Genomic DNA, 19017 nt, shown 5'->3' with positions numbered 1-19017 from the left:
TAGCCATTAAGCCGACGGGCATCTACGTTGACTGCACTCTCGGTGGCGGTGGCCACAGTGAGCGGATCCTCGGTCAATTGACGACGGGACACCTCTACGCATTCGACCAAGATCAGACCGCGATTACCTACAACCAACAACACTTAAAGCAATACGTCGACGAAGGTAAGTTAACCTTTATAAAAAGCAACTTTCGCGATATTAAAAATGAACTCAATCAGCGCGGTATTACTGCGGTAGATGGCATTCTCTATGATTTGGGGGTGTCTTCTCCCCAGTTTGACGAAGCTGATCGTGGCTTTAGCTATCAACACGATGCACCATTGGACATGCGGATGGACCAGAGTCAAAAGCTGACCGCGTGGATTGTGGTCAATGAATGGGAGTTCAACGACTTGATGCGGATTTTCCACCGCTACGGTGAAGAAAAATTCGCGAAGCCAATCGCCCGTGCCATTGAACGGCACCGCGCAACCGCCCCAATCGATACGACCGGCCAATTGGTCGAGATCATCAAAGAGGGAATCCCAGCGGCGGCTCGTCGTCACGGTGGTCATCCTGCCAAAAAGGTTTTCCAAGCCATTCGAATCGCCGTTAACGACGAATTAGGGGCCTTAGAGGATTCGCTCGAACAAGCCGTTTCCTTGCTGGACCTGAATGGTCGTATCAGCGTGATCACCTTTCAGTCCTTGGAAGATCGGCTAGTCAAGACTATGTTCCGGGAACATTCATCACTTCCTGAATTGCCACATGGCATTCCGGTCATCCCGGACAACTTACAACCCGACTATCAACTGGTCAATCGCAAGCCAATCTCGCCCTCACCAGCTGAGCTGGAAGCCAACCATCGTGCACATAGTGCCAAGTTACGAATTTTAGAAAAAATTAAGTAGTCTAACCAAATACGAAAACTCGACATAGGAAGATGATTATTTATGGCGCAGAATAGTTTAGCTGAAGCGGTTCCCCTTTCGCCGGAGCCCCAACAACGCCCAAACATAGAACAGCCGCAACGTCAGGCTCGCCCGCAAAGTAATCCGCAACGGAATCCTCAGAGCCAGAAGTTACCAGTTTCTAAATTCGAAAAATGCTTAATGACGGTCTGTGGCCTTATTTTGGCGACACTCATGGTCTTTGTGGTCTCATCTAAAATCGCAATGAGTAACGCCCAACATGAACTGCAGAGCGTGAACAGCAACGTGACGGCCATCCAAAATCGCAATACGAACGCGCAACAAGAAATTAATGAGTTGCAGAGTCGGACGCGACTTGATAAAATTGCCAAAAAGCAAGGCCTCACTTTGCAAAACGATAGAATAAGGAATGTAAACAAATAACATGAAAGATTCCCAAAAGCGACAAATGATGAATAAGCAACCACGCAGAAACCGGAAGTACTTTGGCCAGTTTCTGTTTTTCCTTTTCCTCGTGGTGTTTGCGGTTATCGTCGGTCGCTTTTCGTATATCTCCATTGGGAAAAAGGTTCAAAACGTTAACCTGAGTGCTTCGGCCCAGAAACTCTATACGGCCAATGAGACCATTAAGGCGAAGCGGGGGACCATTTACGATGCGAACGGCCAAGCGATTGCCGAAGATACTAGTGTGTACTCCCTGTACGTGGTGCTCGATAAGCGGCAGGTGAGCTTGAATGGGAAGAAATTGTACGCTACTAACAAGGAGAAGATCGCGACGGTTTTGGCGAAGTACTTGCCATTGAAGCGCGATCGGGCGCTTAAGGCGCTCTATCCAAGTAAAGCCAACACGTTCCAAGTAGAATTCGGAACGGCTGGGCAAAACATTTCGTTAACCACTAAGCAGAAAATTCAGGCGTATCATTTGTCCGGAATCAATTTTGTTCAGCAGGAGGCCCGACTGTATCCTAACGGGATCTTTGCCTCACACCTAGTGGGGCTGGCACAGTCGCAAACGGCTAAGAACGGCCAAACGGCTCTGACGGGGACCATGGGCATCGAACAGGCCTTCAACAAGCAATTGACGGGGACTGATGGGTCGCAGAAGATCAAGAAGGATATGTACGGGTACCAGTTGCCGGGAACCAAGCAGAAGTCCAAGAAGGCTAAGGACGGCGACAACGTTTATACCACATTGGACACGCGGCTGCAGACGTTACTGGAAACCGAAATGAGTAACGTTCAAGGTCAAGTCAAGGCTAATTCGATGAATGCGGTGCTCATGAACGCCAAGACGGGGGCCATTCTGGCGGCGACCCAACGGCCAACGTTTAACGCGACGACCAAGGCGGGGCTGGGCCAGATCTGGCGTGACACGCTGGTTCAGGATGCGTACGAACCCGGGTCGACGATGAAGGTCTTCACGTTGGCGTCGTCAATCGACAGTGGTAACTACAATGGGAATGCAACTTACCAATCTGGACGCTACACCATTGGAAATCAAATCGTGCCGGATTGGAACACCGCTGGTTGGGGAACCATTACCTATAACAAGGGATTTGCACTCTCCAGTAACGTGGCCATGGCTCATTTGGAACAGCAAATGGGGGCCAAGACCTGGAAGAAATACATTGACCGGTTCCATTTCTTGAAGAGTACGAATTCTGGGTTGCCGGGTGAGATGTCCGGGAACATCGCCTTCCAACGGCCAATCGAACAGGCCGATACGTCATTTGGTCAAGGGATTCAGGTGACGGTCTTCCAGATGTTGCAGGCGCTAAGTGCGGTCAGCAACGACGGGAAGATGATGAAGCCATACGTGATCAGTAAGGTCACCGATTCTGACACGAATAAGACCGTGAAGAAGTACTCACCGACCGTGGTGGGCAATCCTATCTCGGCGCAAACGGCGAAGGCTGTGCGGAAACACATGGAAGATGTGGTCTACAAGAGCTACGGGATCGGTGCCGACTACAAGATGAGTGGCTACAAGGTTGCCGCGAAGACTGGGACGGCGCAGGTCAGCAACGGGAAGGGCTATCTTTCTGGCGATGACAACTACCTGTACTCGGTTGCGGCCATGGTGCCCGCCAGCAATCCGAAATACGTGATGTATATCACGATGAAACAACCTCATCTGGGGGGGACGACCGCGTCCAAACTACTAGCGTCGATTATGAAGCCAGTGATGGCGCGGGCACTCCAAGAAAATACCGGATCGACTACGACAAAGACGAACAAAATGCCAAATGTCGCCGGCAGATCCGTGACGACCGCTACGAGAGAGTTGATCAAGGCTGGTGCCACGGTGACGCAGTTAGGGACGGGGACCAAGGTCTTGAAGCAGTCTGTCACGGCCGGAACGTCGCTTTACCAAGACCAGCGGGTATTCATTACCACTGGTGGAACGGTCGCTTTGCCAAGTTTAGTCGGCTGGTCAAAGGGCGATGTGGTAAAATTAGCTCAGTTGGAAGACTTAAAGTTAACGGTAACGGGTGATGGCTACGTGACGAAGCAAAGCATTAAAGCGGGCACTACCGTTGGTGCGGGTTCGACATTAGTCGTGACTCTGAAACAAAATAAATAAAAGAGAATGAGGATTGAGAGAGACAATGATGAATGTGATTGTGCCCCTGTTGGGCGGATTTATAATTACGGCGGCGTTCATGCCGTCACTGATTCGGTACTTCCGAGCCCGGCATGAGGGGCAAATGATTCGTGAAGAAGGCCCAACGTGGCACGAGAAGAAGTCTGGGACCCCGACGATGGGTGGCCTGCTATTCATCGTTGCAATTTTAGTGATGACGCTGGCTAGTAGCTGGCTGTTGGCGCCACACCACACGCTATCTACGACTTGGATCTTGTTATTCATCTTGGCCTTGTATGGTGGCCTGGGCGCTTGGGATGACAGCATTAAGCTCTTTCATCGTCAAAACGAGGGCCTGAAGGCTTGGCAAAAACTATTGGGCCAAATCGTCGGGGCGTTGATCCTCTTTTGGGTCTACACCCACGAAAAGCTCCCAATGGCGTTGCATATCCCGGGGATGGGCGACTGGCACATGGGTGGCTGGTACGCCGTCTTCGCCATCATTTGGTTAGTTGGCTTTAGTAACGCTGTCAACTTATCGGATGGGTTGGATGGTCTAGTCAGTGGGTTAGCAAGCATTTCCTTTGCGGCTTATGGTGTGATTGCTTGGCACCAGATGCAAATGAACATTGCCATTTTCTGTTTTGCCGTAGTTGGTAGTCTGCTCGGCTTTCTCATCTTTAATCACAAACCAGCCAAGATCTTCATGGGCGATACTGGTTCTTTAGCACTGGGTGGCGCTTTGGCGGCGGTCTCAGTTCTGTTGCATCATGAATTGTCGCTGTTATGGATTGGGCTAGTCTTTGTGATTGAGACGGCGAGTGTTATTTTACAAGTTGCCTCGTTTAAGTTGACCGGTAAGCGGATTTTCCTGATGAGTCCCATTCACCATCACTTCGAAATGAAGGGGTGGAGCGAGTGGAAGATTGACTTGACTTTCTGGGGAATCGGCTTGATCACCGCGTTAACTGGATTGTGGGTCATCTTGCCAGGATAAGGACGACTGACTAATGGGCTAGCTTGCTCGTTAGGGTCAAGCTAGCTTTTTTTAGTGGGGTCGATTGTGAATAAATAGTGGAGCACGCAGGTCTTATCGCTGTATAATTAAAGTGTCTGATGTTGGCTAGGAATTGTCGCCTCCGGCTGCCAGGGATTCCGCCAGCCATGGGGAACACCTCCAGCCAAAGGACGGGCTTCCGGTTCGCCTCAAATCCACGAAGGTCACGTGTCTTCGAGGTCGTCCCACGATGTAAGCCGGGAAGAAACCCCGACTTACATCGTCGACACGGCTGGCTGCATCCCTGGCCTCCTGCGGCTGGGGTGGGTGTTGACTGCGACAGAGATTTAGCGATGTTGCAGGCGCTACCACTGGTCTGGCTATTCTGCTAATTGTACTGGTGTTTACTAGTTTTCTATGGCTGGTTAGTCGATATGACTTGAATAGTTCTCAGGCTACAAACGGCCCCCATGGCAGGTAGGATCCCTGATAGCCGCAAGTGTCAGGTTAACAATCAAATTTTGGAATCAAAATATTAAAAGCATAAGTGAATGAATGGAGAGCGAAAGGTCATTATGAAGCAGATCACGACGTATACGGGGAAAAGAGTGCTGGTCTTAGGACTAGCGAAGAGTGGGGTCAATGCGGCTCGCTTGTTGAAAAAGTTAGGGGCTAAGGTAACCGTCAGTGACGTGAAGCCATTGGCTGAGAACCAAGATGCTCGCGATTTACAAGCGGACGGGTTTACCGTAATTACCGGTGAACAAACGGCCGACCTACTGGACCCGGGATACGACTTGATCGTGAAGAATCCTGGTATTTTCTACGATGTACCAGTCGTTAAGCGGGCATTGGCGGAGAATATTCCGGTCATTGGTGAAATGGAATTGGTCGGCGAGGTTGCCGATGCGGAGCTAATTGCCGTTACCGGGAGCAACGGGAAGACGACGACCACGACCATGATTCAAAAGATGGTCGACCACGACCGGAAAGCCGGTCACGCCGTCTACGCCGGCAACATTGGGATTCCCGCCAGCAAGGTCGTCCAAGAGGTGACGCCGGACGATACGTTGGTTCTGGAAGTTTCTAGCTTCATGTTGGTCGAGACGACGGAATTTCACCCACACATCGCCGTGCTCACGAACATCTTCTCTAATCATTTGGATTACCACAAGACGCGCGCCAATTACGTGGCGGCTAAGATGAAGATCACCGCGAACCAAACAGCGGACGATTACTTTGTGGTCAACTTTGATAACCCTGAGTGGCAAGAACTCAGCAAGCAGTCCGCCGCACAAGTCGTTCCGTTTTCACGGCTGAATCAGTCAGAAGATGGTGCGTACGAGGCTGATGGCGAGCTGTACTTCAAGGGTGAACACATCATGGCTGCTAGCGAGATCAAGGTGCCAGGGGACCACAACGTGGAGAACGCTCTGGCCGCCATTGCTGTCGCTAAGATCAAGGGTGTCAGCACGCAAGCCATCGTCGCCGTTCTCCGGAGCTTTGGTGGGGTGCGTCACCGGACACAATACGTGCTGGAAGCCGAGGGTCGTCAATACTACAACGACTCTAAGGCAACCGACATGGAAGCCACTGAAATGGCTCTGAAGGGCTTTAAAGCGCCAGTTGTTCTCTTAGCTGGGGGCTTGGACCGGGGCTACACCTTTGAGAAGATGATTCCGTCTTTCAAGGACCACGTCAAGGCCATCATTCTCTTTGGGCAAACGGCGGATCTCTTGGCTGAGACTGCCAAACAGGCCGGTGTCAAAGTCATTAAGAAGACAGAAAATGTAGAAACTGCTGTACCGTTAGCTTATCAGCTGAGCGCGGCTGGAGACATCATCTTATTGTCACCAGCCAATGCCAGTTGGGATCAGTACCCGAACTTTGAGGTCCGTGGCGATCGGTTTATCAAGGCCGTTGAGCAGTTAACGGGTAAACAGGAGGAAGTTTAAATGCGATTAATGGTATCAGGTGGCGGTACCGGGGGCCATATTTACCCGGCATTAGCACTCATCAAAGCACTCAAAAAGCGGGATCCAAACGCAGAGGTCATGTACGTTGGGTCCGAACGGGGATTGGAAAGCACGATTGTTCCGGCTAAGGGCATTCCATTTAAGTCTACCCGGATTCAAGGATTCAAGCGGTCCTTGTCTTTAGAAAACTTCAAGACGGTCTACTTGTTCTTGAAGAGCGTCCACGAGACGAAAAAGATGATCAAAGCGTTCAAGCCAGATGTGGTCGTGGGCACCGGTGGTTACGTGTCTGGTGCGGTGGTCTATGCGGCCGCTCACTTACACGTGCCGACGCTGATCCACGAACAAAATAGTGTCGTTGGGATCACCAACCGATTCTTGAGCCGTTACGTTGACCGTATTGCGTACGTCTTTGACGCCGCCCTTGATCAACTTCCAGCCAACAAGATGGTTAAGACCGGGAACCCCCGGGCTCAGGAAGCCGCTGAGGTCGTTAGTCACTTTAGTTGGTCTGAGTATCAGCTGAAGGACGACGTGCCCACCCTGTTGATTTTTGGGGGCTCACAAGGGGCACCGAAAATCAACCTGGCCACCATCGCCGCCATTCCCGAATTTAACCAGCGTAACTACCAAGTGGTCTTTGTGACCGGACAGAAACGCTATGACAACGTGATGGACCGGTTAAAGGACGTTAAGGTGGCGGACAACGTGGTCATCAAGCCATACATTAGTAACATGCCTGAGGTCTTGCCAAAGGTGGCGGCCATCGTTGGCCGGGCTGGTGCCACGAGTATTGCTGAGATTACGGCCGATGGGATCCCTTCGATTCTGATTCCTAGTCCATACGTCACGGCGGATCACCAGACCAAGAACGCGCAGTCATTGGCCACGGTCGGTGCTGCAGAGATCATCAAGGAAGCTGATTTGACCGGGGAGACCTTAGTCGCTAAGGCGGATCAATTAATGAATGATGATGCCTTGCGTCAGGACATGGCCGCGGCGTCTAAGCAGCTAGGGGTGCCCGACGCTGCCGACCGGGTCCTCGACGTGGTCCTGTCACTCAAGAAAAATTAAAACCAGATCAGTGAATGGAAGGTGAGCGACCGTGAAGTTTCGTTTAAACCGTAACGATCCGAAACAACAGCGATCACTAACACCGTGGGAGAAGTATCAGGCGCAGGCCCAGCGGAAGCGTGAGCACGCCAAGACGCCGAGTTGGATTCACAAAGCGAAGCGAATTGGGGACAAGCTTCCCCGGCTGAAACACGAACGGACCCGGAAGTTAGTTCGGCGACTGAGCATACTGCTGGGAAGTTTTACCGCCGTTATTCTAGTCATGGTGTACTTGGTTTCGCCACTGAGTCATTTTAGAACGGTGCGGGTGACGGGGAACGTGGCCCTCTCCGCAGCCCAGGTGCAACGGGCGGCACAGGTCCAGCCGGGCAACTCCATTTTCCAATTGTTGGGGCATACGCAGCAGCTGGAAAAGCAGGCCGTTAAGCGTAACACCCGGGTCAAGCACGTGACAATCCACTTTAAGCGGCCTAATCACGCGACGATTCATGTGACGGAGTTTATGACGGCCGGATATGTGTTGAAGCAAAATCGTTACTATGAAGTCTTAGAAAATGGTATTGTTAGTGAACAGTCAGTGACGCAACCGAAGAGTGGGACGCCGGTTTACGGTAGTTTCAAACGAGCGAAGACGTTGCACCGCATGATTCTCCAGTATGCCCAGCTCAGTCCAACGATCAAGCGGAGCATCAGTGAGATTCAGGAGTCACCGACCAAAGCCAATCCTGACCGGGTTCACCTCTTCATGAACGACGGCAATGAGGTCTATGCCAGCATCGCTAGTTTTGCAAACAAAATGGCGTATTATCCTAGCATTGCAGCGAAGATGAAGGCTAAAGGTGTGGTCAATTTGGAAGTGGGGGCGTACTCATACCCCTTCAGTAAATAATTTCATTTTGATTTCAGCGTTAAAAAGCGTCAATAAGGCTTTTTCAACCCCTAGTAAGTGTGGTAAACTGAAAAATAATTAGGAGAAAAAGCGAATTCATGCAGTGTTGATATTAGATTAACTTAGGAGGTTCCTTTTTCTATGGATAATTCAGGGATGTACGTTGGTCTCGATATAGGAACCACCTCAATAAAAGTCATTGTTGCTGAGAATGTTAAAGGGCAAATGAACGTTATTGGTGTGGGAAATGAACGTTCGAATGGTGTCAGCCGCGGCGTAATCGTGGATATTGACAAAGCAGCGGAAGCGATTCAGCGCGCCGTTCGACAAGCCGAAGAGAAGGCCAGCATCGAAATTCACGATGTGATTGTGGGGATTCCCGCAAATATGTTAAAGATTGAACCTTGTAGCGGTATGATTGCCATTGACGATCAGTCCCGCGAGATCACCGGGCGTGACGTGCGGAGCGTTTCGGCGGCGGCTTTGATTCAAAGTCTGCCACCAGAGCGTGAAGTCGTCGACATTTTGGCCGATGAATTCGTTGTGGATGGCTTCGATGGGATCAAGGATCCCCGGGGGATGGTCGGCGTGCGGCTCGAATTGCACGGGACCTTGTTTACGGGACCCAAGACCATCATGCACAATACCCGTAAAGCCGTTGAACAAGCGGGCTTGCATCTGCGGGGCACGGTCATTAATCCAATGGCCCAGGGCATGATGGTGATGAATGACGGTGAGCAAGACTTTGGGACCATCCTGATTGATTTGGGTGGGGGCCAAGCCACGGCGGCCGTGATCCATGATCACCAGCTGAAGTATATCGATGTTGATCAGGAGGGTGGTCAATTCATCACCAAGGATATCTCGGTGGTGCTGAACACCTCTCTGGACAGCGCTGAGAAGCTGAAGCGTGATTATGGCTATGCTGATTCCGCGCAAGCTAGCGATGAAGATGAATTTCCAGTTGACGTGGTTGGTCAAAGTCAACCGACACCAATTTCGGAAAAATACTTAGCAGAGATTATTGAAGCACGGCTCGACCAGATCTTCCAGCGCTTGCAGACTAACCTGAATAAGGTTCAAGCCTTAGAGTTGCCGGGAGGAATCGTGTTGACCGGTGGCGTTGCGGCGTTACCAGGAATTACCGACTTGGCAACCGCTGAGTTCGGCACGAATGTTCGGGTCTACGTGCCAGACCAAATGGGGTTACGGCACCCATCGTTTACCCTGGCTTTAGCTTTGGTAAACTACTTTGGGGGACTGAGCGAGATCGACTTGCTCATCAAGAGTGCGTTGACCGGCTCGACCCAATTAGCCGATGAAACCGACGAGATTCGTCAACGTGAGCAACCGGTCGATGACGGCTCAATGGAAGCTCCCGTACAATCTCACCAGAAGAGTAAGGCGACACCAAAACCGAAGAAGAAGCGAACCGAAGGAATCAAGAAGTTCTTTAGCGATTTCTTTGATTAACGCGAGATGGAGGAATATAGAATGGAATACTCACTAGATTCTGCGCAGAATAACGGCGCAATCATTAAGGTGATCGGCGTTGGTGGCGGTGGGAACAACGCCGTTAACCGGATGATCACGGAAGACGTCAAAGGCGTTGAATTCATCGTGGCCAACACGGATGTTCAAGCCTTGGAAGCCTCAAAGGCTGAAACTAAGATTCAACTCGGACCGAAATTGACCAAGGGATTAGGCGCTGGCGCCAACCCAGAGGTCGGTGCCAAGGCCGCTGAGGAAAGCGAAGAACAGATCACGGAAGCCCTCGAAGGCGCCGACATGGTCTTCGTCACTGCTGGTATGGGTGGTGGGACCGGTAACGGTGCAGCGCCTATCGTGGCTAAAATCGCCAAAGAGGGCGGTGCCCTGACTGTGGGGGTCGTTACCCGGCCATTTAGTTTCGAAGGCCCACGGCGGGCACGGTTTGCCGCTGAAGGGGTTGCCGCAATGAAGGAAAACGTGGATACGTTGATCGTCATTGCCAACAACCGTTTGCTAGAAATCGTTGACAAGAAGACGCCAATGATGGAAGCCTTCCAAGAAGCCGACAACGTCTTACGTCAAGGGGTTCAAGGAATCTCTGACTTGATCACGAGCCCTGGCTACGTCAACTTGGACTTTGCCGATGTGAAGACGGTCATGAAGGACCAAGGGGCAGCCTTAATGGGTATCGGTTCCGCTAACGGTGAAAACCGGACGGAAGATGCCACCAAGAAGGCCATCTCGTCACCACTGCTGGAAGTGTCTATCGATGGTGCCGAACAAGTGCTGTTGAACATTACCGGTGGTCCCGACCTGTCCTTGTTCGAAGCTCAAGCTGCTTCACAAATCGTTTCCGATGCCGCAACTAGTGACGTAAACATCATCTTTGGGACGTCAATCGACGAGGACCTTGGCGATGAAGTTCGGGTCACGGTGATTGCGACTGGGATCGACAAGAAGAAGGAAGAACGCGAAGCTGCACACAGCCGCGTTGCCCGGCGTGCCGAAAGTCAACAGCGGACGACTTCAACCAACGATACTGCTGCCCAAGAGAATGCTCCTAAGGAAACGGACCAAGATCCGTTTGGCAACTGGGACATCCGCGAACCAGCGCATCGTCCAGAACCACAAGCCCGGACAAACAACTCACACGATGAGTTTGCGGGCGTTGATAAGCCAGACTTTAATATTTTCAACCCGAGCTCAAACGATAGCTCAGCGGCTGATGACAACAGCAACAAGGGTGAAGACACGCCACCATTCTTTAAGCGGCGGCGGAAGTAAGCACCCGCGAACTGTAGAATTCGTTATGAGAGGAGTGGCCAACCATGGCGGAGAAGTTTAGTCTTAGCAAATTTTTCGGAACGAACGATGATTATGACGAAGACTATCAAGAGGATTCAACTCCGGTAGCGACGCCCAAGCCCGCTACCCCCAGTCAACCGGTTGATAGGCGGAAGGTGGTTGCCATGCGGTCTGCGAAACCCAATTCAAGTCACATTGCGATTTGTGAGCCACGAATCTACTCGGATGCGAAATCAATCGCAAAACAACTTACGGGCGGGGATGCCGTCATTGTAAACTTTGCCCGGGTCGATGAAGCACAAGCCCAACGCATTGTGGATTTCTTAAACGGAACTGCATTTGCTGTGGGTGGTGAAATTAAGCGGATCGGTGAGCAGATTTTTCTGTGCACGCCGCATAATTTTGAAGTTAGTGGTGACGTCGCTGTCAACTTAGGAACGCAATTCACGCAATAAAGGAGCGACGCCGTGATATATTTAGTTAGTTTGATCTTTAGAGCTCTGAACTGGCTGGTAAGTGCCTACATCCTGTTGATCGTGGTGTATGCCTTACTGAGTTGGTTACCAGGCGGTTACGAATCTAAGTTTGGCCGAATCATTGGTCGCTTAGTGGAGCCGTTTCTGGGGTATTTTAATTTTATTTCGTTAGGACCGATCGGTTTTGGACCGGTCGTTGCCATCGTGGTCTTGTCATTGGTGCAGTACGGGATTCAGTATTTGGGGATGCTCGTTTTGCAGCTCATGATATGACGATGATCATGGCCACATGTCGATTTAAAAATAGATGGGCAACCATCAACAGCTTGAGGGGAGGAAAGACACGTGGATGAGAACATTACCCAGCATTTTCGCCCGGATGAGGCACCTTTTATTGATGCCATTACTGGCTGGCTCCAACAGGTTCAAGATGAGTACCGGCCAGTTCTCACTCACTTCTTGAATCCTCGTCAGGTATACATCGCAACAACTTTAGCGCGGCATGCAGATATTCCCGTTCAGTTTAGCGGCGGGCATGCACACGCGGAAATGCAGCGGGCGTTATTCTATCCGGAGTACTATACGCCGGAAGCCAAGGACTTTGAATTAACCCTGATGCAAGTCGATTATCCAGTGAAATTTGCCACACTCCATCACAGTCAGATTCTGGGGACTTTGTTAGGTTCCGGAATCGAACGGGAAATTTTGGGCGATATTTTGACTGACGGTGAGGTTTGGCAGGTGGTGACGGAGACGTCGATGGTCGATTATTTGACCAGCCAAGTTGACCGCATCGGTCGGGTCAAGGCTCGGCTGAAGTTGGGCGACTGGACGCAACTGGTTCAGCCGTTGAATGAGTGGGAGAGCGAAAGTGCAACCCTATCGTCACTACGGTTGGACAACATTGTGGGGACCGGGTTTCATTTGTCCCGTCACCGGGCTAAGGAATTGATCGAAGGGGGCCACGTACGCTTGAATTGGGCGGACACTCTCAAACCAGATTATGAACTTGACGTGGCGGATATTGTTTCCGTTCGGGGATTTGGTCGGATTCGATTGGACGAAGTTGCTGGTCGAACGAAAAAGGAAAAAATTCGGGTCACCCTAGCGGTGTTGAAGAAATAGATGCGGAGGGAACAGTGTAATGGTATTAAGTCCATTAGATATTCATAATAAAGAGTTTGGCACGAAAATGCGTGGGTATAACGTTGATGAGGTCAATGACTTTTTAGACCAAGTCATCAAGGATTACCAGATTACGTTGAACCACAACAAGGAATTAGAAGAACAGTTAGATGCAGCCAACGAAAAGTTGAAGTACTTTAACGACCTGAAGGATTCCTTGAACCAATCCATTTTAGTTGCGCAGGAGGCCGCCGATAAGGTTAAGGCCAATTCGCAAAAGGAATCGGAAATTATTATTCGCGAAGCCCAAAAGCAAAGCTCTGATATCGTTTCTGAAGCAACGAACAAAGGGAATCAGATCATGGATGAAGCTTCCAAGCGCGCCAAGAAACTGGCAGTGGAAACCGACGATTTGAAGAAGAGTACCCGGGTCTTCCGGCAAAGACTACAAGTTATGCTCGAGAGCCAGCTTGAAGTGGTCAAGTCCAATGATTGGGATAGTCTGTTAAAGGAAGGGTCCATGTCGAGCTACGAAGAAATCAAGAAGGTCGTTGGTGACCGGCTTGACAACGACGCTGCACAAGGCGTAAACTCGGAAACATCATCGACGGAAGATGACCAAGTCACGGAAGCACCAGTGACCGATTCAGCGCCGGATGATGGCGAAACGGTCGTTATCTTCCCGGACAATGATGATCCTCATTTTGACCAAAACTAATAAATAACAGTGGCACGGAGAAACTAGCCAATTAAAAAGACGGAACTAGCGAGTTAGCGATGGTGGAAGGCTAACACCCACTCTTTTTAGGCGGTATCATTCTCCCGAGCCCCACGGCTGAATCTAGTAAGCAGTGGCGGTGCACCCCGATACGGTGTTTGAGAGTAGGTACTGGGCAGCCAGTGCTTGCTAAAATTGGGTGGTACCACGAACGACTTCGTCCCTTGCGACGGGTCGTTTTTTATATGTTTTGAGAGTGTGACGAAAGGCGGTTAGCTGGCGAGCATTAAGGCTGATAACCGAATAATCCCGGGTTTGGATTGTTTGGTTATCAGGTTTGAGCGGAACCGGCTGCCTTTGGGCGCACGTTTCCGCACTGCGGCAGTCAGGGATTCCGCCTCGCTTTGAAGCCACGAAAATCACGTCTCCAAAGTCGTCCCACCACGTAAGCCGAGAGGTCGGCAGATATGGGCTCAGGCGCGAAATTCTGCTTAGTCAGTAGGTGGGTTTCCTACTGGCTTAGCAGAAGACCAGCCTTGAAGACTCGGTATTTTCGAGGCTTCAAGTTGTGTCCGCACCGTTCCAGCCCATATCTGACGGCCGGTAAGGCGAATGCAATGATCTATCTTATAAGTTTCACAACGGTTGCGGTTGACCGGTGAGCTGAGACCAGTCATGGTTTGAGCTCACCGGTTCACCAACCGAGTTACAACAATTTAAGGAGGAAACACGGTATGCGAGTGAAAGACACGCTTAACCTGGGTAAGACCAAGTTTAAAATGCGCGGGAATTTACCAGTCAAAGAAGTTGACCGGCAAAAGGCCTGGGCTGAGAACAAAGTCTACGAAGCCCGACAAAAATTAAACGAAGGAAAGCCTAGCTTTATTCTTCACGATGGGCCGCCATACGCCAACGGTCCTATCCACATGGGCCATGCGATGAACAAGATTTCTAAGGATATCATTGTGCGTTACAAGTCCATGAGCGGGTTCCGTGCCCCTTACGTTCCCGGCTGGGATACTCATGGTCTTCCAATCGAACAACAGTTGACGAAGGCCGGTTACGACCGGAAGAAGATGTCGACCGCTGAATTCCGTGACCTCTGTCGCGACTACGCGTTGAAGCAAGTTGACTTACAACGCGATGGGTTCAAGCGCCTGGGTGTTGCTGGCGATTGGGACAATCCTTACCTGACCTTGAAGCCAGAGTTTGAAGCCGCTGAAGTGCGGGTCTTTGGTGAATTTGCCAAGCGTGGGCTGATCTATAAGGGAAAGAAGCCCGTTTACTGGTCATGGTCATCCGAGTCAGCAATGGCGGAAGCCGAAGTTGAATACCACGATGTGACCTCTCCATCCGCTTTCTACGGTGAAAAGGTCGTTGATGGCAAGGGTGTCTTAGACGATGACACTTACTTGGTCGTCTGGACCACGACGCCTTGGACGATTCCTGGTTCTGAAGGGATCACCATCGACGCTGGTATCGAATATGCCGTCGTTCAACCCGCTGGGGAAGACCGGAAATTCGTTTTAGCTAGTGATTTGGTCGCAGAAAACGCTGAACGTTTCGGTTGGAAGGACGTTAAAGTCTTGAAGACCGTGATGGGGCAAGACATGGACAACATCATTGCCCAACACCCATTCATCGCTGACCGGAAATTGGTTGTGATGTTAGGCGACTTCGTGACGACTGAGACTGGGACTGGTTTGGTCCACACCGCACCTGGTTTAGGGGAAGATGACTTTAACGTAGGTAAGTTATACAACCTGCCCGTTTTAGTTCCCGTTAACGACCAAGGGTACATGACCGCCGAAGCCGGCGAAGACTTTGAGGGCGCGTTCTATGAAGATGCCAATAAGATTGCCTTGGATAAGTTAAAGGCCAACAATGCCTTGCTGGACTACATGCCATACGAACACAGTTACCCATTTGACTGGCGGACCAAGAAGCCCGTTATCTTCCGGGCAACGCCGCAATGGTTCGCTTCCGTGGACAAGATTCGTGATGAGATCTTGGATAGCCTAAAGGACGTTAAGTTCCAACCAGATTGGGGCAAGCGTCGTTTGGAAAACATGATCAAGGACCGTGGCGACTGGGTTATTTCCCGTCAACGGGTCTGGGGCGTGCCGCTACCAATCTTCTATGGTGAAGACGGAGAAGCCATCATCACGCCAGAAACGGTCAACCACGTGGCTGATCTCTTTGGTAAGTATGGCTCCAACATCTGGTTCAAGCGCGAAGCCAAGGATCTCTTACCTGAAGGTTTCACCAGCGAACACTCACCAAATGGCGAATTCACGAAGGAAAACGACATCATGGATGTTTGGTTTGACTCCGGTTCGTCGCACCAGGGTGTGCTGGCTGAACGTGACTACCTGGACTTCCCGGCTGACCTTTACCTGGAAGGTTCCGACCAATACCGTGGCTGGTTCAACTCTAGTCTGATCACCAGTGTTGCCGCTACTGGTAAGGCGCCATACAAGCAGGTCGTTTCACAAGGGTTCACGTTGGATAAAGACGGCCACAAGATGTCCAAGTCCATCGGAAACACGATTGCTCCTGATGAAATCATCCAGAAGATGGGTGCTGACATCGTGCGCCTCTGGGTAACCTCCGTGGATACCTCGGCCGACGTGCGGGTCTCCACTGAATCCTTCGTGAAGATCTCCGACAGCTACAAGAAGTTGCGGAACACGATGCGGTACCTGTTGGCCAACACGAGTGATTTTGATCCTGAAAAGGATGCCGTTTCCTTTGACCAACTGACTGCCGTTGACCGGCACATGCTGTATCAACTGAACGATTTCACTAAGAGCGTTGAAAGCCATTACGAAAACTTTGACTTCCTGAACATCTACAAGGAACTCATCAACTTTGTTGTCAGTGACCTGTCCGCATTCTACCTCGACTTTGCCAAGGATGTTCTCTACATCGAAGCCGAAGACAGTGCGGTGCGTCGGTCAATGCAAACGGTCTTCTATCAGATTGCCGTGACGTTGACGAAGCTGATCACGCCGATCCTGCCACACACCGCCGAAGAAATCTGGGACTTCTTGAAGGAACCAGAAGACTTCGTTCAATTAGCAGAAATGCCAGTTGTGATGGACATGGATGACGCCGTGGAAGCCGAAGATGACGACCACAAGTCAACCTGGGATCACTTTATGACCTTGCGGAGCCACGTCTTGAAGGCGTTGGAAGAAGCACGGGACGAGAAGTTGATCGGGAAGGCTGCTGAAGCCCACCTTGACCTGTACGTCGACGATGACACGCAAGCTATGCTGGCTAAGCTGGATGTTGATGTGCAACAGATCTTGCTTGTTTCCGGTTTAGACGTTGCTAAGTTGGATCAAGCACCAGCCGACGCGTTGACCTTCGACCATATGGCCGTTAAGGTGACGCCAGCTGCCGGTGAGGTCTGCGAACGTTGTCGTTTGACCAAGGAAGATGTTGGTAGCGATTCTGACTACCCACACTTCTGTGCCCGTTGTGCCGCCATTGTCCGGGCTAACTACCCAGAAACGGCCACTGAAGGCTTTGAAGAAAAGTAATTTTTGATTGAAATGAAAGCTCGTAGCCGTTGTGGCTGCGGGCTTTTTAATATGGGCTAGCGTGGTGGGAGCTGAGCGTACTACAGCTGTCAGGGATTACGCCGGCTGGGGTTGTGTTCTGATGCAATGTTGATTAGCTCCCGGGCATTACGATTGGCTTTCTCAAATTTTCATGATAGTTCAAAGAATTTTTGTCAGGTGTTGTCGTGTACGATGGGACGAAATTAATAGTTAATCGCTGCAAAGGATGAATATACCAGTGAGGTAGTCCGTATGACTATCTATTTTTGACATTTCACAGTTGGCCAACTAACTAAGCTATTTAACGGGTAATTGAAATGAAATTAAGTAGAATTAAGGATAGTTCAATGATTGGGCAGGGGAATTAGCCGATGACCAGGTTAAACCAGTAGAAAGGTAAACAACAGGTTAGAAAGTTTAAGTGCCCTAGGGGTTAAACGGTTACTACATCAAACATCAATCAGAGCCGGAGGAGGCCAGGGATGCAGCCAGCCGTGGTAATCTGGTTAGCTGGCCGCTGGCTAGCTAACCAGATGGGCGACTTTTAAGACACAGGTCCTTCGTGGCTTAAAATCGAGCCGGAGGACCGTCCCTCAGTCCGGAGCGTCCCCACAGCAGGCGGAATCCCTGGCAGCCGGAGCGCGGCCATCTTTAATCAATGTAATCTTTTGATCTTAAGGCAGTTAACGACAGTTGAGAGCTTAAGAATTAGCCAAGCCGAGTGGTTGAGGGAACCATTGTTTGCGGTCGACCGTCCAAGCGAGTATAATTTGTGCTATGTATGGGAGGGAATACCATGTTAACCGGAAAAGTAAAAAGTTATAGTGAACAACGCGGCTTTGGGTTTATTACCACGCCCGCTGATGGTGATATCTTTGTATATTATACGGCCATCGTTGGTGAAGGATTCAAGAAGCTTGAAGTCGGTCAGACCGTCCAATTCGTGGTTGTTCAAGGGATGCGTGGCCTCCAAGCGGCTAAAGTGACACCCGTAATCACGGGGACGACTGAGGAGGTTTAACATGGACTTAGAAGAACACGTTGAATCATCCGAAACGCTGTACGATGGGGTCATTGTTAAGCTGGAACGGCAACAAGTCCGCCTGCCAAATGGCGATACGGCGACACGTGAAATCGTGCGCCACACCGGGGCAGTTGGTATTTTAGCATTGACCAGCGATAATAAAATGTTTTTGGAACGGCAGTGGCGGGCGCCGATTCATGCGGCGACGTTAGAGATTCCCGCTGGTAAGTTAGACAGTAGAGACGCCGACAATGCCGAACACGCCGTCATCCGGGAGTTGAACGAAGAGATTCGTTACCAACCGGGTCAGTTAAAACGCATCGCTGGGTTTTATTCCAGTGTTGGTTTTTCTGACGAATACATGACGCTCTTTTTAGCAACTGATTTAAAGCCGGTAACGACTGAATTACCTCGAGACCAGGGTGAAAATCTGGAACTCTTAACGGTAACGAAGGACGAAGCCAAGGCCATGATTGAAAATGGTGAGATTGAAGACGCCAAAACGGTTACGGCCATCTATTACTGGTTATTACAGAAGTAGGTGACAGCATGCAACAGGATGATCAACCGAAAACGAGAGCTGATTACCGTAAGGAGCAGGAACGCGCCGAAAAAGAATTTCAGGAGCGTGACCGCAAACGGGTGCAGGTCGAAAAGGAATACGCTCGGACTCACGGTGATCCACTTCCCGATGATGAAGCAGAATCGAATCAACGCGTTAATCCCACGGAGAGCAAGCAGCACCGATTGGGTCGTCGACTCAATTGGGCAATTGGCTGGCTAGTTGTGCTGATTATTACCGTCTATTTGATTTTGTTTTTCGTCGAGTTTTAAGTAGCGGCTAAGCGTGATACTCACGTTTTAGCTGCTTCATT

At 50.6% G+C, this 19017-nt stretch carries 17 protein-coding genes; all 17 read left to right on the top strand.

All coding sequences use genetic code 11. The features are described from left to right. Positions 1-893: 16S rRNA (cytosine(1402)-N(4))-methyltransferase RsmH (rsmH, locus tag FC99_RS07710; RefSeq protein WP_235805889.1), on the top strand; the 893-nt coding region annotated here is incomplete at its 5' end. A gap of 42 nt (positions 894-935) precedes the next feature. Then, positions 936-1337, top strand: a complete 402-nt coding sequence (gene ftsL, locus FC99_RS07705; RefSeq protein WP_048735803.1) for a cell division protein FtsL — start codon at positions 936-938, stop codon at positions 1335-1337. 1 nt (position 1338) lies between these two features. Further along, positions 1339-3498: a penicillin-binding transpeptidase domain-containing protein gene (locus tag FC99_RS07700; RefSeq protein ID WP_048735804.1), complete on the top strand. Its 2160-nt coding sequence runs from the start codon at positions 1339-1341 to the stop codon at positions 3496-3498. 25 nt (positions 3499-3523) lie between these two features. After that, on the top strand, positions 3524-4495 hold the full coding sequence (gene mraY, locus FC99_RS07695) for a phospho-N-acetylmuramoyl-pentapeptide-transferase (RefSeq protein WP_048735805.1): 972 nt from the start codon (positions 3524-3526) through the stop codon (positions 4493-4495). 575 nt (positions 4496-5070) lie between these two features. Continuing rightward, positions 5071-6450 carry a UDP-N-acetylmuramoyl-L-alanine--D-glutamate ligase gene (gene murD / locus FC99_RS07690; RefSeq protein WP_048735806.1) on the top strand — a complete coding sequence of 460 codons (1380 nt, stop codon included), beginning with the start codon at positions 5071-5073 and terminating at the stop codon, positions 6448-6450. Beyond that, positions 6451-7545 carry an undecaprenyldiphospho-muramoylpentapeptide beta-N-acetylglucosaminyltransferase gene (murG, locus tag FC99_RS07685; protein WP_048735807.1) on the top strand — a complete coding sequence of 365 codons (1095 nt, stop codon included), beginning with the start codon at positions 6451-6453 and terminating at the stop codon, positions 7543-7545. A gap of 31 nt (positions 7546-7576) precedes the next feature. Continuing rightward, positions 7577-8434, top strand: coding sequence for a cell division protein FtsQ/DivIB (locus tag FC99_RS07680; protein WP_048735808.1), 858 nt, complete (start codon positions 7577-7579; stop codon positions 8432-8434). A gap of 141 nt (positions 8435-8575) precedes the next feature. Next, complete coding sequence (ftsA, locus tag FC99_RS07675) at positions 8576-9907, top strand: cell division protein FtsA (protein ID WP_048735809.1); 1332 nt, start codon at positions 8576-8578, stop codon at positions 9905-9907. A 21-nt stretch (positions 9908-9928) separates the two neighbouring features. Next, positions 9929-11209 carry a cell division protein FtsZ gene (gene ftsZ, locus FC99_RS07670; RefSeq protein ID WP_048735810.1) on the top strand — a complete coding sequence of 427 codons (1281 nt, stop codon included), beginning with the start codon at positions 9929-9931 and terminating at the stop codon, positions 11207-11209. Positions 11210-11253: 44 nt separating this feature from the next. Beyond that, positions 11254-11685 carry a cell division protein SepF gene (locus tag FC99_RS07665; RefSeq protein WP_048735811.1) on the top strand — a complete coding sequence of 144 codons (432 nt, stop codon included), beginning with the start codon at positions 11254-11256 and terminating at the stop codon, positions 11683-11685. 12 nt (positions 11686-11697) lie between these two features. Next, positions 11698-11979: a YggT family protein gene (locus FC99_RS07660; protein ID WP_082153281.1), complete on the top strand. Its 282-nt coding sequence runs from the start codon at positions 11698-11700 to the stop codon at positions 11977-11979. Positions 11980-12051: 72 nt separating this feature from the next. After that, entirely contained in the window at positions 12052-12831 is a 780-nt protein-coding gene (locus FC99_RS07655; protein ID WP_048735812.1) for a YlmH family RNA-binding protein, read from the top strand. A gap of 19 nt (positions 12832-12850) precedes the next feature. Continuing rightward, positions 12851-13549 carry a DivIVA domain-containing protein gene (locus tag FC99_RS07650; protein WP_048735813.1) on the top strand — a complete coding sequence of 233 codons (699 nt, stop codon included), beginning with the start codon at positions 12851-12853 and terminating at the stop codon, positions 13547-13549. A gap of 734 nt (positions 13550-14283) precedes the next feature. Continuing rightward, entirely contained in the window at positions 14284-17097 is a 2814-nt protein-coding gene (ileS, locus tag FC99_RS07645; RefSeq protein ID WP_048735814.1) for an isoleucine--tRNA ligase, read from the top strand. Between the two features lie 817 nt (positions 17098-17914). Continuing rightward, positions 17915-18139: a cold-shock protein gene (locus FC99_RS07640; RefSeq protein WP_048735815.1), complete on the top strand. Its 225-nt coding sequence runs from the start codon at positions 17915-17917 to the stop codon at positions 18137-18139. Position 18140: 1 nt separating this feature from the next. Further along, positions 18141-18683, top strand: a complete 543-nt coding sequence (locus FC99_RS07635; protein WP_048735816.1) for an NUDIX hydrolase — start codon at positions 18141-18143, stop codon at positions 18681-18683. Between the two features lie 8 nt (positions 18684-18691). Beyond that, positions 18692-18976, top strand: coding sequence for a hypothetical protein (locus tag FC99_RS07630; RefSeq protein ID WP_048735817.1), 285 nt, complete (start codon positions 18692-18694; stop codon positions 18974-18976). Positions 18977-19017 lie beyond the last annotated feature (41 nt).

It is taken from the genome of Levilactobacillus koreensis JCM 16448 (genome assembly GCF_001435525.1).
Classification (GTDB): Bacteria; Bacillota; Bacilli; order Lactobacillales; family Lactobacillaceae; genus Levilactobacillus; species Levilactobacillus koreensis.
The sequence above is the reverse complement of the archived record's forward strand: the minus strand, read 5'-3'. Positions and strand labels throughout refer to the sequence as shown.